Annotated in this window: 12 protein-coding genes; 3 read left to right on the forward strand and 9 right to left on the reverse strand. The window is 44.6% G+C overall.

Annotated elements, in window-relative coordinates; genetic code table 11:
* Window positions 1-186: 186 nt before the first annotated feature.
* Together tkt and tal are read right to left on the reverse strand one after the other, a co-directional pair.
* Window positions 187-2,178: a transketolase gene (gene tkt, locus AC3CH3_RS21485; protein ID WP_488538378.1), complete on the reverse strand. Its 1,992-nt coding sequence runs from the start codon at window positions 2,176-2,178 to the stop codon at window positions 187-189.
* 87 nt (window positions 2,179-2,265) lie between these two features.
* Window positions 2,266-3,216 (reverse strand): transaldolase, encoded by a 951-nt coding sequence (gene tal / locus AC3CH3_RS21490; RefSeq protein ID WP_009845571.1) that lies wholly within the window; start codon window positions 3,214-3,216, stop codon window positions 2,266-2,268.
* A gap of 459 nt (window positions 3,217-3,675) precedes the next feature.
* Here tal and AC3CH3_RS21495 point away from each other — a divergent pair, with 459 nt between their 5' ends.
* On the forward strand, window positions 3,676-4,680 hold the full coding sequence (locus AC3CH3_RS21495) for a sugar-binding transcriptional regulator (protein ID WP_488538379.1): 1,005 nt from the start codon (window positions 3,676-3,678) through the stop codon (window positions 4,678-4,680).
* Window positions 4,681-4,853: 173 nt separating this feature from the next.
* Window positions 4,854-6,221 carry a glycoside hydrolase family 18 protein gene (locus tag AC3CH3_RS21500; protein WP_488538380.1) on the forward strand — a complete coding sequence of 456 codons (1,368 nt, stop codon included), beginning with the start codon at window positions 4,854-4,856 and terminating at the stop codon, window positions 6,219-6,221.
* An 80-nt stretch (window positions 6,222-6,301) separates the two neighbouring features.
* On the opposite strand, the gene AC3CH3_RS21505 is transcribed toward AC3CH3_RS21500, so the two are convergent.
* The 7 genes from AC3CH3_RS21505 to moeA all read right to left on the reverse strand — a co-directional run bounded on the left by AC3CH3_RS21505 (window position 6,302) and on the right by moeA (window position 15,417).
* Complete coding sequence (locus AC3CH3_RS21505; RefSeq protein ID WP_488538381.1) at window positions 6,302-8,596, reverse strand: putative bifunctional diguanylate cyclase/phosphodiesterase; 2,295 nt, start codon at window positions 8,594-8,596, stop codon at window positions 6,302-6,304.
* Between the two features lie 386 nt (window positions 8,597-8,982).
* A complete protein-coding gene (locus AC3CH3_RS21510; protein WP_488538382.1) occupies window positions 8,983-9,831 on the reverse strand; it encodes a sulfurtransferase in 849 nt (282 codons plus the stop codon).
* 35 nt (window positions 9,832-9,866) lie between these two features.
* The gene (locus AC3CH3_RS21515; RefSeq protein ID WP_488538383.1) at window positions 9,867-10,181 is read right to left on the reverse strand and encodes a hypothetical protein; all 315 of its coding nucleotides are present in this window, start codon (window positions 10,179-10,181) and stop codon (window positions 9,867-9,869) included.
* Window positions 10,182-10,405: 224 nt separating this feature from the next.
* Window positions 10,406-11,017, reverse strand: a complete 612-nt coding sequence (locus AC3CH3_RS21520) for a hypothetical protein (RefSeq protein WP_488538384.1) — start codon at window positions 11,015-11,017, stop codon at window positions 10,406-10,408.
* 11 nt (window positions 11,018-11,028) lie between these two features.
* A complete protein-coding gene (locus AC3CH3_RS21525) occupies window positions 11,029-13,164 on the reverse strand; it encodes an LruC domain-containing protein (RefSeq protein ID WP_488538385.1) in 2,136 nt (711 codons plus the stop codon).
* Window positions 13,165-13,419: 255 nt separating this feature from the next.
* Window positions 13,420-14,169, reverse strand: coding sequence for a molybdopterin-synthase adenylyltransferase MoeB (gene moeB / locus AC3CH3_RS21530; protein ID WP_029405488.1), 750 nt, complete (start codon window positions 14,167-14,169; stop codon window positions 13,420-13,422).
* A 12-nt stretch (window positions 14,170-14,181) separates the two neighbouring features.
* Window positions 14,182-15,417, reverse strand: a complete 1,236-nt coding sequence (gene moeA / locus AC3CH3_RS21535) for a molybdopterin molybdotransferase MoeA (RefSeq protein WP_488538386.1) — start codon at window positions 15,415-15,417, stop codon at window positions 14,182-14,184.
* Window positions 15,418-15,633: 216 nt separating this feature from the next.
* Between moeA and folE the strand changes: the two genes are divergently transcribed.
* Window positions 15,634-16,287 carry a GTP cyclohydrolase I FolE gene (gene folE, locus AC3CH3_RS21540; protein ID WP_017061725.1) on the forward strand — a complete coding sequence of 218 codons (654 nt, stop codon included), beginning with the start codon at window positions 15,634-15,636 and terminating at the stop codon, window positions 16,285-16,287.
* Window positions 16,288-16,424 lie beyond the last annotated feature (137 nt).

Genomic DNA, 16,424 nt, shown 5'->3' on the forward strand with positions numbered 1-16,424 from the left:
CGTTAAAGACAAGCTGAATGAGAGATAAGAGAAAGCCTTGCGAAATTTGCAGGGCTTTTTTGTGAGCTAAAAGAACAGTCAACAATTAATAGATTAACAGCCAACAGATACAAAAAAGCCCCGCATTTTTATACGGGGCTTTCAGTATGCATCAACCCATTTAAGGGTGAGGCAATTTAATCAAGACTAAGCAAGAATCTCTTTTGCTGTGTTTACTACGTTTTCAGTAGTGAAACCGAACATCTTGAATAGCTCGCCTGCTGGTGCAGATTCGCCGAACGTTGTCATGCCGATGATCTTGCCACCGAAACCAACGTATTTGTACCAGAAGTCAGCGATGCCAGCTTCTACAGCGATACGTGCTGTAACGTCAGATGGAAGTACAGACTCGCGGTATTCAACGTCTTGCTTATCGAATGCGTCAGTTGCAGGCATAGATACTACGCGTACCGCTTTACCTTCAGCTGTTAGTTCAGCAGCAGCGCTAACCGCTAGCTCAACTTCAGAACCCGTTGCAATGATGATTAGCTCTGGCTTGCCAGCACAATCTTTCAGGATGTAACCACCCTTAGCGATGTTTGCTACTTGCTCAGCGTCACGATCTTGTTGTGCAAGGTTTTGACGAGAGAAGATAAGTGCAGAAGGACCATCTTTACGCTCGATTGCCAGTTTCCAAGCAACAGCAGACTCAACTTGGTCACATGGGCGCCATGTGCTCATGTTTGGCGTTAGACGTAGAGAAGCGATCTGCTCAACTGGTTGGTGAGTTGGACCATCTTCGCCAAGACCGATAGAGTCATGCGTGTAAACTTGGATGTTCTGAGTTTTCATCAGAGCAGCCATACGCATAGCGTTACGCGCGTATTCCATGAACATTAGGAACGTTGCGCCGTATGGTACGAAACCACCGTGCAGAGCGATACCGTTCATGATAGCCGTCATACCGAATTCACGTACACCGTAGTGGATGTAGTTACCAGAGAAGTCGTTTGCTTCAAGAGACTTAGAACCAGACCACATAGTCAGGTTAGAAGGCGCAAGATCAGCAGAGCCGCCCATGAATTCAGGTAGCATAGCACCGAACGCTTCTAGAGCATTTTGAGATGCTTTACGTGATGCGATGTTTGCTGGGTTAGCTTGAAGATCAGCGATGATTGCCGATGCTTTCTCTTCCCACTCAGCTGGTAGGTCACCGTTTACGCGGCGTTTGAATTCAGCTGCCAGCTCAGGGTATGCTGCTTCATAAGCTGCAAGTTTCTCGTTCCACGCTGCTTCCTTAGTTGCGCCTGCTTCTTTCGCATCCCACTCTGAGTAAACTTCCGACGGAATTTCAAAAGGACCGTGCTCCCAACCTAATTCTTTACGTGTTGCTGCAATTTCTTCAGCGCCTAGTGGTGCACCGTGACAGTCGTGCGTACCTGCTTTGTTTGGAGAACCAAAGCCAATTACTGTTTTAGTACAGATTAGAGTAGGGCGAGGGTCTGCTTTAGCCGCTTCAATCGCTGCGTTGATAGCGTCAGAGTCGTGGCCATCTACCGCTGGGATTACGTGCCAGCCGTAAGCTTCGAAACGCTTAGGTGTATCGTCAGAGAACCAACCTTCAACTTCGCCATCGATAGAGATACCGTTGTCATCCCAGAAAGCAACCAGCTTACCAAGACCAAGCGTACCTGCTAGAGAACATGCTTCGTGAGAAATACCTTCCATCAGACAGCCATCACCCATGAATGCATAAGTGTAGTGGTCTACGATGTCGTGGCCTTCTTTGTTGAACTGTGCAGCTAGCGCTTTCTCAGCCATAGCCATACCAACAGCGTTAGTAATGCCTTGGCCTAGAGGACCAGTCGTTGTTTCGATGCCTGGTGCGTAGCCGTACTCTGGGTGACCTGGAGTCTTAGAGTGCAGTTGACGGAAGTTCTTAAGATCTTCAATTGAAAGCTCGTAACCTGCTAGGTGAAGCAGAGAGTAAATCAGCATTGAGCCGTGGCCGTTAGACAGGATAAAACGGTCGCGGTCAGCCCACTCTGGGTTTGCTGGGTTGTGGTTTAGGTGAGAACGCCAAAGTACTTCAGCGATATCAGCCATACCCATAGGTGCGCCTGGGTGACCAGAGTTTGCTTGTTGTACGCCGTCCATGCTTAGAGCACGAATAGCGTTAGCTAGATGTTTGCGATTCATAAGAACTTCCGAATAAAAATTAAGAAAAACAAAATTGATAAAAGTAGGGGAACTGAACGTTCCCCTATTTGAATTTGGTAAGAGTGATTACAGCTTAGCTGCGATCATGTCTTCTAGTTTGCCTTGGTCAACGGCGAAGTTGCGGATGCCTTCAGCCAGTTTCTCAACAGCCATTGCATCTTGGTTGTGGTCCCATAGGAACTCAGCGTGAGTCATCGCTGCTGGGCGCTCTTTTGTACCGTTAGAGTCGATAAGCTTCTCTACTACTTCGCCTTCTGCTGCTTCTAGGTCTGCTAGAAGTTGAGGAGCGATAGTTAGACGGTCACAACCCGCAAGTTCAAGGATCTCGCCGATGTTACGGAAGCTTGCGCCCATAACAACAGTCTTGTAGCCGTGGTCTTTGTAGTAGTTGTAGATATCTGAAACTGAGATTACGCCTGGATCTTCTGAAGCTTCGAAATCACGACCTTCTTTCGCTTTGTACCAGTCCATGATGCGACCTACGAAAGGAGAGATTAGGAATACGCCAGCTTCAGCACAAGCACGAGCTTGAGCGAAAGAGAATAGAAGCGTTAGGTTACAGTTGATGCCTTCTTTCTCTAGGATTTCAGCAGCACGGATGCCTTCCCAAGTAGAAGCTAGTTTGATAAGGATGCGGTCGTTAGTGATGCCAGCGTCGTTGTACATTTTGATAAGTTGACGAGCTTTAGCAACGCTGCCTTCCATGTCGTAAGAAAGACGAGCATCTACTTCAGTAGAGATACGGCCAGGTACAACTTTCAGGATTTCTTTACCGATGTTCACGTTAAGCATGTCGCAAGTATCTTGAACTTGCTGTGCTTTATCGCCACTTTGCGCTTTTGCGTATTCGATAGAAGCATCGATTAGAGGAGCGTACTCAGCAATTTGAGCAGCTTTAAGAATTAGAGATGGGTTAGTTGTTGCATCTTCAGGAGTGTACTTGCTGATAGCTTCGATATCGCCAGTGTCAGCTACAACAGTTGTTAGTTTACGAAGTTGCTCTAATTTATTGCTCATTTTGATCATCCTATGTATCGCAGAACACCCCTTTAATGGGAGAGGTGTGGGCATTTGCAAGCTAACTAATGAAGTTCTCAATGGTTGTACCAGTGAGCCAAACTTACATTAATTTAAATTTTTCTCCGAACGAACATTTGCACAGAACATTTGATCGCTCGATGAGTAAATGATGTAGCCATATTTATCCGATCTAGCCCCAAAGTCAACGGTAAATAGTGCTGTATGGTGACTTCAGTCAAATATATTTCGCTCTAGTAATCATGGGGTATGCAAGCAAACGTTTAACGAGCAAAGTGAGGTGAATTAATCAACAACAAAACCATGGTTATGACGATGAGCAAATGTACCTTGATGTTACATATGTTCGGGGTGTAAACTTGTGTATCACTTGCTTAAGCATCGAACATTTGTTCTTTAAGCAGGTAAAATAATTGTTAAATATTGGTTGAGTGGTATATGAGTAAGAATATCCAAGATGTTTCCGAAGAAAACACTGATCTCCTCACTGAAGTAGCGGTTGCTTATTATCAAGATGGTGCCACGCAAGAAGAGATATCTAAAAAGTACTCTATCTCCCGTGCAAAGGTTGGTCGAATGCTCAAGCAAGCCAGAGATGAGGGCATTGTTGAGATCACCGTGAAATACCACCCCGTCTTTAGTGCGAAGATCGAGCAACGTTTGATCGAACGATTTGGTGTAAAGCGAGCGCTTGTGGCACTAGACCAACCAAATGAAGAGAAGCAGCGATTACAGGTTGCGGGTTTAGTGTCTAACTATCTTACCAGTACACTGAAAAACGGTATGGTAGTGACAGTAGGGCAAGGGCGAAACGTATCGTCTGTTGCTCACCACACTGGCGTCATTACGCCACGAGACTGTAAATTCGTGTGTGGTATCGGCGGTATTCACCCAAGAGGCGGTATGTTTAACGCCGACCATATATGCAGGCAGCTAGCCAAAAAGTACGGTGGATCTTCTGAAACCTTATACGCGCCGGCTTATGCCGAGAATAAAGCGCAAAAAACCGCATTCATGGAAAACAGCACCGTTAAGCAGACACTCGATCTCGCTCGAAAAGCCGATGTCGCTTTGGTCGGTATCGGTGATATGAGCGAAAACAGCTATATGGTCGACTTAGGCTGGTTTACCGCAGGTGAGGTCGTTCAATCTCGTTTATTACAAGGTGTCGTCGGTGACTTTGCGGGTTATGATTTTTTCGATGTTCACGGTAAAACAGCAAACACAGTAATGAGTGACCGTGTGATTGGTTTGGCCTTGGAAGAATTCCGCCCAATTGCAGAAGTCATTGCCATCGCTGCCGAGAACAGTAAACCATTAGCTTTACTAGGTGCACTAAGAACCGGCGTGGTAGACGTGATAGCAACCAGCGTAAGTAATGCTTTGACCGTACTTAACTTAGATGAACAACTTAACGTGAATAAACCAAACGGCAGTGAATAGTAAGACATTCATATTTCGTTGAATTCACTATTTGAGTAATCATGGCAATTCCTCCCTAATGAAACCAGTGTAATAAGTGGGGTAACTATTAGATATGACTCGAATAGTGAATTTGTTCAGCGGTTGAAAGAATTATCACTCTTTAATGTTAAGCCACACTAAAGGAGATAATTATGAAACTGTCATTTATCACACACGCTATTTCTAGCAACAGTGACCAATCAAGTTCTATCTTTAAATCTATTTCTATCTTTGGGCTTAGCTCAATAGCCGCGGCTTGTATACTCACACCTACAGCACATGCCGATGATAAAGTCGTCGCAGGGTATTTTGCGGATTGGCAATATCTGAATAAAGACAACCCTTATACCGTTGACGACATACCTGCAGACAAGCTCTCACATATTATTTACGCCTTCTTGGGTATGTGTGGGCCTCATAGCGGTGCTGGTGAGCCAGTCCAAAAACAAATTAAGCAGCAATGTGCAAACAAACAACCATATACCGCGATTATTGTGGATAAAGAAGCTGCGTTAGAAGTCGATTTTGGAGACGTGGATGTTGATGTTGGCTATAAAGGCCACTTTGCTCAATTAGCTCAGCTTAAAGCCGACAATAAAGACATTACAATATTGCCATCATTTGGTGGATGGACAATGTCTGAACCTTTCCATGCGATGGCAAAAGATCCTAAAGCCATTGCACACTTTTCAAAAACTGCTGTTGAGTTGATTCAAAAATATGACTTTTTTGATGGTATTGATCTTGATTGGGAATACCCAGGAGGCGGCGGCTTAACTACTTCGCCTTGGAACCCAGAGACTAAACTAACCGATGAGCAAAAAGCACTAGAGCGTGAAGCGTTTACACTTTTGGTAAAAACAATTAGAAGTGATTTGGATGCTCTATCAAAGACGACTCAAAGAGATTACGAGCTTTCAACAGCTGTCGGTGTTGGTGCTAAATCTGCACAAATTGACTGGAATGCAGCCAGCCCATATTTGACGAACATGTTTGCGATGACGTATGACTTCCTTGGTGGGTGGGGAACTCAGACTGGTCACACAACAAACTTGCATGCTACAGAGCGCAGTTGGTGGGGAATGGGAGCTGATGTCTTCATTAATCAAATGATTGAGCAAGGTATTCCTAGCGAGAAGCTCGTGATCGGGGCGGCTTTTTATGGTCGAGGCTGGCAAGGGACAAAAGATTTTGCTGGTGAGTTGCCCAAAGGTGATCTGGTTTCTGAACAAGGGGCGCAGTTTGGTACCGGTGAAAATGGTTACTTTATGTTCTGGGATCTTATAAATAACTACAGCAGCAAACAAGGTTATGAGTACAAGTACGATGAACAAGCTCAAGCACCTTATTTGTGGAACCCAGATAAAAAGGTATTCATATCTTTTGAAGATCAACGTTCTATTAAAGCAAAGGCAGAATGGGCGAAGAAATCAGACCTAGGCGGAATTTTTACTTGGGAATTATCAGGAGATCCTTCCGGGCAGTTGATAGATGTAATGCATAGTGAAATGAATAAATAACCGATGGAAAAACACCCAGAAAATAAGGTAGGTTTATCCGCCTACCTTATTTATTTTGCTCGTCTATTTAACTCACGTTGTTAAACAGAACATTCCGCGTGCTCAGTCATCTGCTTGTTTAGGTGAGTAGCCAGCTCATCATAAGGAATAGGGCGAGAGAAGTAATAGCCTTGCATTAAGTCACATCCACATGCCTTTAGAATTGTGAAGTGTTCGTTTGATTCTACGCCTTCTGCTAATACCACCATGCCGAAGTTCTTACCGATTGCGATGATGTTTTGCACCATTGTGAGTGACTGCTGATCGACAGCAATGTTCTCAATAAAGCTCTTATCGATTTTAAGCTCATCGATAGGTAGTGCTTTCAACATGCTTAGTGATGAATAGCCTGTACCAAAATCATCTAAAGAGATCTTTATATTCTTCTCTTTGAGGGCTTCAAAAGTCGGTTTCACCAAAGTCACATCTTCAATGAATAAGCTCTCCGTAATTTCTAGCGTTAAACAGCTAGGAAATAGTTGATACTTTTCTAGTGTCGCGAACAAGTGCTCAGAGAAGGATCGATGAGAAAACTGACGCACTGATATGTTGATCGAGAGCCCGATCTTTTGTTCCGTTGTTCGATGCAAGTGGGCGATTTGCATAATGCTGGACTCAATAATAAAAGTCCCCAGTTTTTGCATTAAGCCCGTGTTCTCAGCTATCGGTATAAAGACATCTGGCGGAACAAAGCCCAACTCGTCATCAATCCAGCGAACGAGTGCTTCTACACCATGAATACTCTCATTTGCACGAACCAGTGGCTGAAAAACCATGAACAGGGTCTGCTTCTCGATAGCGATACGTAGTCTTTGCTCTACTTTCATTTTATAGAGGTGCGCTTCTTGCATTTCCGTCGTGAAAATACTGTACGAGTTTTGCTGTTGTTTTGCTTTGTACATCGATATATCGGCAGAACGTAATAGGCTATCCAGATCTTTTCCGTGCTCAGGGAAACGCGCTATGCCGATACTACAACCTAACAAAAACTGAGCATTTTTAAGTTCATAAGGCTGAGAAAGAACTTCAATTATGCGCTTGGCGAGTCGTTTAATCTCAGCTTCATTCGACAAGGGCGTTAAGAACAAGAATTCATCGCTTGATTCACGTACCAATAGGCTAAGGCGAGATCGGAACCTCATCAAACGCAAAGCGATTTGCTTGAGAACCTTGTCGCCAAAGTCATGCCCGTGGGTGTCATTGACGCATTTAAAGTTATCGATATCGATAAATAGTAGCGAAAATTCTTCTGACTCATCGTCAATCCATTTGCCAATATTTTTACGCATGTACAAACGGTTTGGCAGAGAGGTTAATGGGTCATGGTTAGCCTGGTAAATGAGTTGGCTGCGAGTGCGTTGTTCGTTCTTGGCAATTGACTTCACCAAAAAGTAGAAACCGAGTTGAAGAAAAATAAAGGCAACGAAAAGGATGCTGAACTCTCGTACAAATATACTATCGACGTGAGCCAGGTCAGTACGTCCAACCACCCATAGTTTGTAGTTTGGGATGTATTTGGCGCTCATCAAAGAGTGGTATTGCTCATCATCGACAACAAAGGAGTAGGTTCCTTTCCCATTCATCGCTTCTTGTACGCTAATACCGAAGTGTTCGGTAAAGGTGCGCTCAATACGTTGTGTGATATCTTTAGCGACAGGAGCGGAATACGCACTTACAGATTCGATATCACTTGAATAAAATTGGCGATAGTTGTCTGTTCTGATTAGGCTCAGTGTGTTGAAAGTTCCCGCATGGGCATTGTTTTCAAATACGATTGTGGCGTCTAATCGTAGTCCTGCGGTCATGACTGCATCGGTCTTTTTGCCATCGATTGAAATGGATTTTCTCAGCGGGATAACCAAGCTTTTCAATGTCTCTTGATAATAAGTACGCCCAAGCACCATGCTACTGCTGGATAAGGCGTCTAAAAAGGAATCTCTCGTCGCCGTGTATTGCAGTAAGTTCTTTTGATTCGCAAGTTGGAGATTTGAGCTGACAGAGAGATAGTCACCCTCAGTGTTTAACAAGCCAAATGCTGCTATAGCTGGGTGGGTTTCAAGTAGCTTGTCTAAAATTGGCCTAATTTGGATAGACGCAGTACGTGTAAAGTCAGACTGTTGAGCCAGTTGATGGCCGACCACTTCTAACAAGGCTTCTTGACTGGTCAGCAGTGAGTTGACAGAGCTAGAAAAAAGTTCCACCTGAATGTGTTGCTGTTCTGTGAAGTCGTCTCTGTTTGCTTTCCAATTTGTTACCCCCAACGCGGCGAAAAGTATCAGGGTCAGGAGTACGATAAACGCGTACAGAGACCAGATATTTTTCTTAAATAGAGCCATGAGATGCCTTTTGTTGGTTACTGCTTTCCACAGAGTGCAGACGACGACCTATTGGCTCGTCAGCGTGATTCATGCAACGAAAGATACAAACATCAAAGATGAAAGTATTAATGATTAAATAGTGTAACGACTACGAGAAGAGATTCTTGAGTGAAAAATTAATATTCATAAAGTAGATAACGATTAGTCTATGATTAATCACAAATTATGGTTATTAAAATTATGTAGGTTAAAGAGCAAACAACACTCATTAAGTCTTGGTTTCAAATGAAGGTAGCGTTAACTGCGACATAAAGGCTTACCTCGTGAGGTGTGAGGTCATCATTATCAGTAAGCTCTTTATGCAATCGCAGTATATTCCATTAGTGGCATTAAGCGAAGTTGAATTACTTTTTAGTCACGGCGATTGGTAGTTTGTCGTTAGCACCCCATTCAGTCCATGAACCATCGTAAACCCCTATTTCACCTGAATAACCAGCCAGTTTAGCTGCCAATAATATGATGCAGGCTGTTACTCCAGAACCACAACTGAAGAACATCGGCTGAGAAGGGGTAAATTGCAACGTTGAAAAGATATCGACAAGTTCTTCTTGGGACTTAAGCTTGCCGTTATCGAGTACTTGTGCAAATGGTAGGCAAATTGAGTTCGGAATATGCCCGCTGCGTAAGCCTTCTCGTGGTTCAGGAACTTCTGAATCAAAGCGAGCTTGAGAGCGAGCATCGATAATGTTTGCGCTCTTGTCAGTAGAGTAACTTTCGATCTGTTGAGCACTGACAAAGTAGTTGTCTTGAATATGGCCTTCAAAATTGCCCGCTTTTACTTCGGTGCGATAGTCAGTCTCGGTCGTGTAACCAGCTTCAACCCATGCAGGTAAACCGCCATCTAAGACGTATACGTCGTTGTGTCCCATCGCCATAAACATCCACCACGCACGAGGGGAAGCAAAGGTTCCTGAGTTATCGTAAACCACAATCGTACTGTCTTGATTGATGCCAATTTCTTTTGCGCGAGTGTTAAAGTGCTTCTCAGACGGGAACATGTGAGGAAGCAGGGTGTGCTTGTTGCAAAAGTCTTTGTCGTAATCAAAACGAATAGCCCCAGGAATCATCTGTCCTTTGACCTTTTCTGACTCACTTGGAATTTGGAACTCGATACTGGCGTCAAGGATGACGATGTTGCTTTTTTCTAGCAAACGTTGTTGAAGTTGTTGTGGTGAGATGAGTGGCTGATTCATTATTGTTATATCCATTCTTGTTGTTGTATCGATAGCTACTGTGCTGCTCGACAGTGGATGAACTGATAACTGCTTTGTCCGGTTATTTGATGGTTTAATGTATCAAGCGCGACCATAGAATCAATAGGGCAGTCTGTGGTTGGAGCAATAGAGACGCGAAATACGTCATTATCTTTTGTCTGAACCGTAAGATAACGCCTGTGCCCATCTAAGGACTGAGTGAGCGTGTTCGAAATTACTTTGGCTTGAATGCGTTGTCCCGTCTCAGATGTTAGCGGGAAATAGGTAAGGGCCAATAGCACCCCCACACCACACATCAATATAAAGAGACCGATTTTAAACTGTTTCATGAGAGTAAGTCGTTGAAGGTTATATTTAAAATATAAGTGAGATTGGTGGTAAAGTGAATGCTACTCGCTAAGAAAGCTGAATTAGCCGCTCATCGGCGAAAATAAAAAAGTGAGCATTTCTGCTCACTTTCTACCTACAAAGAATCAATTTTGAATCTGTTTCGTCATAGACCTCGCTGACGACAAGTTACCTGCTGTTAAACGACTTACCTGCTGTTAACGACTTACTGCCAGACAATCTGAGAATCGCCGCTAGAAACCACTTGTTGTAATGGCGGCTGACCGTCATAAAACCAAATTTCGACCAACAGTGATTCGTGATTGACTGGAGCCGTAAAGTTAGACGCGAATACCCCATTATTTAACGAGCCTGCAATCACTTTACTCGAATAGTCCGGTTTAAAGGTCGAGTCATCCCTTGTGCTGAAACGACTATAAACCGTGACAAATGAGCGAGCCGTTGAAATGCTGCTAATGTCGATATCGAGATCAAACTGCTCAATAGAGCTGTAATCAAAGCCGTCGGGTACGACTACATCGGCCATCGTATAGATTGGTGTCGCTGCTGCACTTGTCGCTGGAGATGTCGTTCCTGTTACTGGAGTTGAAGGCGCTGCTGGCGTCGACGGTGTTGCTGGAGATGGTGTCGAAGCACTGCCGCCACCTCCACCGCCGCCTCCACACCCAACTAATATCAGTGGAGTGACAGCGAGAATAACAGTTAACGATTTCTTCATGTTCCAAGTTCTGTGTGCAGACATACCATCTTCCTTAGCTAGGTTGCGATTTGAATCAACGCAATGAGTTTCTCGATAGTGTTTATTGTGAATAGTCATAACGTCTCTCCTTAAGGTTCGTAGCGTTGATTGTCTGCTGGTGATTGGTGCCATGTCTGGTTCGAGTCACCACCGGACTCTGCGTATTGTTTGAACTCAGGGTAAGCGGTAACAATATCCACATACTCTAGCGGCCATTCCCATTCATCGGTTGACGTAATGATCAGTGCCCAAGGGTGGTTCTCTGCTGTTTTGAAATATTTACCTGTTGATGGATTACTGTCATCGACACCTAATCCAGCTTCAAAGAGGTTATCGGTATCAAAGGCCTCGGTTGGCGCTTGGTCTGGCAAGTGAACCTCCCAGCTGCGCCCTGGATGTAGAGGTAGGTTTTCACCGTGATAATACCCAGGCGTTGCAAAAATGAACGGGTCGTAAGGCATATCGGTCCAACTGCCAGTACTCACACCGTCACCGGCTAAAGTAATACCAATTTGGAATGAGAACTGCTCATCCTCTTTACATCCATTACTGGTGCGGTAGAAGGTACAGCCAGTGCTGATTTTTTCTGTCAGGTCATTGGCGATTACAAATATTGCTTCGCTACGTCCATCTTCTAAGTCGAGGTCAGTGAATACACCGTTGTGTTTCATGTAAGAGTTACCACTACTTACTAAGCTCGGGTCTAAATTAGGAAGTCGAACAGCAAAACCATTTCTGTACGATGCCCCGACAGCAGCTAACCGTCCGTCGATAGTGGATTTAACGACTTTTCCATCTTTAAGGATCTCGGTAATACGATACATAAGAACAGCATCGTTCATGTCGTAATCTGCTTTATATGGCCAGTTATCTTCGTACGCGAGCGTTGCGTAGCCAGAAGCACTTGGGAAGTAACGGGCTTTAGCGCCGTCGTTAAGAACATCAACTTGAATATCAACCACCTCACCAGAGGTTGAACCACCAAAGTAACTTAGATTGGTTTGTTGACTGAATCTGAAGCGAGCCCAAGTAGTCCCCGTTAGTGCGTTGATATCGACATTTAGGAACAGATCGTTTTCACCAGCATCCAATTGATAGTCGGTAAATACTTGCTCGTTAGCACCATCGAAGCTGCCATCTTGGTTCCAGTCGATCCAAGCTGAAAGGTAACCGGTTGTTGAAGCTTCAATCACAACTTTCGAATCAAGTCCGGCTTCAAGTGCGGTAACAAAACCGATACCACCGTTTGCCCATTCATCATCCACCCCGACAGTTTCATCTGATTGAGGTGTGACATAACCATCTAGATCCGCATCTGGAGGCGTTGTACCTAACCATGTGATGCCATCAAGTTCATGTCGAGGACCATTGCTCGCCAGTAACGTTAGGTAGCTGTCTGGTGCGTCACCGAAGTCGATGTTTGAGTCTTCATCAACAACAGGTGCGTTGGCACAACGAGCACCATCGTTTTGACCAGAAGCTGGGCCATTCGAAACAAATTCAACGGCTGGAACAATACCTGCCGCGATATTGGCAGCGTTGTCTGGAGACAGATTGATACGGTAAATTTTACCGTCTTGGTTTCGAGATACGTAGTAGTAGCCGTTGACATCAAAATAGCCAGCACCGAATGTACCTAACTCGCCGGTGTCTCCGATGTAGGTTTCGGCACCAGTTGTAGGGTTGAAGCTGTATAAGCCACCAGAGTTATTATCGATACCATATAAAGAGCCATCACTTGGATGAAAGGCGAAATCAGTCAATTTTACGGTTGCTGGGCTGCCTACAATTTTGTTAACGGTAACAGTCGCATTTGGATCGGCATCTAAAGGCGATAGGTCAACGGTGAACAGTCCCTTACCTGTGCGGTATAGGTAGTAAACATGGTCGTAGACATCGCCTACATAAAAGGTGTGATCGGTTGGTAAGCCACTTGTGTTGATGACCTCTGCTTGGAAGTCTTGGCCAAGACGCACTAAGCGTTTGTTGGAGGTGTCATAGCCATAAATATATCTGTCTTGAAAGTCGAAACCTACACCATTGATGTTGGCATTCATGCCTGTATCGTCTTCTAACAGGGTGGTTGAGCCTGTCACTAGGTTAACGCCCCAAACTTGCACTGGGGTGGATTGAAAGAGGTATGCCTTACTCGGGCAGGTATCGAAGGGCGCTGCGTTGGCGACCAATGGCGCACTTAATAGCAAACTTAACGTTGTAATTCTCATATCTACATCCTTGTGATGGAAGGTATAGATACTTTTACAAGTTACGTGCCATTTTTAACTCGTTGATTTTTAACTTTTATATTTTAAAGTTTTGGGTTTTTTATTGTATTCTCAAAATGAGAACTCAAATGAAACTAATCTCTCATAAAGTCTTTCAAATTGATAAAGCGATATGAGAAGCTGATGTAGAGACCTAAAAAAGCCCTGACATAAAGTCAAGGCTTAGGTTTTCGATAAGAGGGGATATGATTTAGTTTATCCACACACTGAACAATTAGGCATTTTCATTAAATTCATTTCACGCCAACTGTGCGACATGGCATCAAGAATCAAAAGTTTGCCTTGCTTTGGTTGTCCAAACTTGGCAATAACCTTGATAGCTTCCAAAGCCTGAGCCGCGCCCACCATGCCAACAACAGGTGCCATCACACCGGCTTCAACACAGCTTAGAGCAGCGTTGCCGAATAGAGCGCTCAAGCACTGGTAGCAAGGTGCATTTTCATCTTGATAAGTGAATACGCTAATCTGACCTTCCATGCGAATCGCAGCGCCCGATACTAGAGGCGTTTTTGATGCGTAACATAAGCGGTTCAACTGATTGCGCGTTTCGACGTTGTCACTGGCATCAAGTACGAGTGAATGCATTTCAATAAGCTTCGCCAGCGCCTCGTCATCAAGCCTGTGTTCGACAGTTTCAATCGTCAGATGCGGGTTCAATACCTGCAAAGATTCAGCGGCAGAATCGACCTTCTTCTTACCAATATCAGTATCGGTGTGAAGTACTTGTCGCTGCAAATTTGAAAGCTCGACAACATCGTCGTCGATCAGCGTTAGCTTACCAATGCCCGCAGTCGCAAGGTATTGAGCAGAGGCACAGCCTAAACCACCTGCACCTAACACTAAGATTGAGCTCTGTTTCAGAGCTTCTTGACCTTCAAAATCAAACTGTTTGAGAATGATCTGGCGATTGTAACGAAGCATCTCTGCGTCAGACAGTATTTCCATCAGCAAGCCTCGTTAGTAAAGCGTCGAGTTAAACAGTTGAATCTGAACCGTTTCACCGACTTCAACACGGCCACGTTCGCGCTCTAGTACCACAAAGCAGTTTGCTAAGCTCATTGAGCGGAAAGCGCCGGAGCTTTGGTTACCTGTTGTTTCTACTACAAACTGACCGTTTTCGATCGAGTAGATGCCACGTTGATAATCAGTACGGCCTGGGCCTTTTTTGAATGCAGACTTAGTGATAGCAGGAATCGATTCTGGTGCTGTCCATGCGGTGTGACCAGCCAATTTAGCCAGCATAGGTTGAACTAAAACGTACATGGTCATCATTGCAGAAACAGGGTTACCCGGTAGGCCACAGAACCACGCGTTGTCTAGCTCACCAAATGCGAACGGTTTACCTGGCTTGATTGCTAGCTTCCAAAAGCCGATTTGGCCGAGTTCTTCCAAAATATCTTTGGTGTAATCCGCTTCACCCACACTCACACCGCCAGAAGTCACAACAACATCCGCGAGTTCTTGAGCTTTCTCGAAGGTTTCTTTAAGCGTTGCAGGGCAATCTGGGATGATGCCTAGGTCAATCGCTTCACAACCAAATGCTTCAATCAGCGGTTTAATACCGTAGCGGTTGCTGTCGTAGATTTGGCCATCTTCAAGAGGCTGGCCTAGCGGTTTTAGCTCATCGCCAGTAGAGAAGAAAGCGACTTTAGGTTTGTGTGCCACAGTCACATGACTCACACCGAGTGAAGCAATCATTGGGATATCACGAGGCGTTAAACGTTCGCCACGGCTAAGAACGATGTCACCTTGTTTGATGTCGTCACCGGTAGGGCGAATATTGTTGTTCAGTTTGATGTCGTCTTGCTGAATTTCGATGCCCGCATCGGTTTCGCGAGTATTTTCTTGCATGATTACAGCGTCACAACCTTCCGGGATCTTTGCGCCAGTCATAATGCGAATGCAGGTGTTTGCTGGCCATTCACCTTCAAATGGTTGACCTGCATAGGACTTGCCCGCTAAAGGCAGCACTTTACCGTTCTCTAGGTCTGCTAAGCGCAGTGCATAGCCGTCCATTGCTGAGTTATCAAAAGGAGGTACAAAAATAGGGGATAGAATATCTTCAGCAAGTACGTAACCCAATGCTTCTGCTAATGGCAGTGATAAGGTCGCTTGAATAGGTTGAATTGGTGATAGCAGCTTATCTAGTGCTTCTTCAATTGGCATCAAGCCCGGAGCGTCGCAACAGCCCATAATTGAAATCCTTTGATCGTTATTATTTTGATTTGGTGGTTGGCAATAGGGATTCAATAATTATCAAATCATGATGGTTCGCCAACGAAATTGCAGCCACTTTAGCATAGTTTAAGCCCCGTAAATAATGACCTCCCTTAAAATATGGGTGTATTTATTCAAAATTCCGAGTATCCTTGTTTGCCATCCAGAAGGGGTAATAAAAGAGGAAGTTCAATGTCAGGTCTTAGCGAATCAGCGAAGTTGGTTAAAGATGCGCTAGCAAGCCGCGGATTAGAGACACCAATGAGTCCTAACCAGGTTAGCCGAGAAGAGAAAAAGGAACGAATCGAACACCATATGCGTGAGATTCTCACTCTCCTTGAACTTGATCTTACGGACGATAGTCTGGAAGAAACACCGCAACGTATTGCTAAAATGTACGTGGATGAAATTTTCTCTGGTTTGGATTACGCTAATTTCCCTAAAATTACGGTAATCGAAAACAAGATGGGCGTTCGTGAGATGGTACGAGTAAAAGACATTACTGTGACCAGTACTTGTGAGCACCACTTAGTGACGATTGATGGTAAGACTGCGGTCGCTTATATTCCGCGTGGGAAAATCATCGGCCTTTCAAAGATTAATCGTATTGTTCGATTCTTTGCTCAGCGTCCACAAGTTCAAGAACGTATGACTCAGCAGATCCTTGTTGCATTGCAAACTCTACTCGAAACTGATGACGTTGCTGTCACCATGGATGCCGTTCACTACTGCGTGAAGTCTCGTGGTGTGATGGATGCAACTAGCGAAACCACAACAACAGCTCTGGGCGGTATTTTCAGATCAAACCCAGCAACGCGCCACGAATTCTTACACGGCCTGCGTTAATACGTTTCGTTATTTGATGAACGCGATTTAGCCTCTGTAAATTGATGTTCGTTGAAAATATTCTAAGCCTCGCTTTCTGCGGGGCTTTTTTACGCCTGTAATGAAGTAAACAGCAATGACTACGAATGCCGTCATTC

It is taken from the genome of Vibrio sp. QJM3NY_35, from assembly GCF_057785915.1.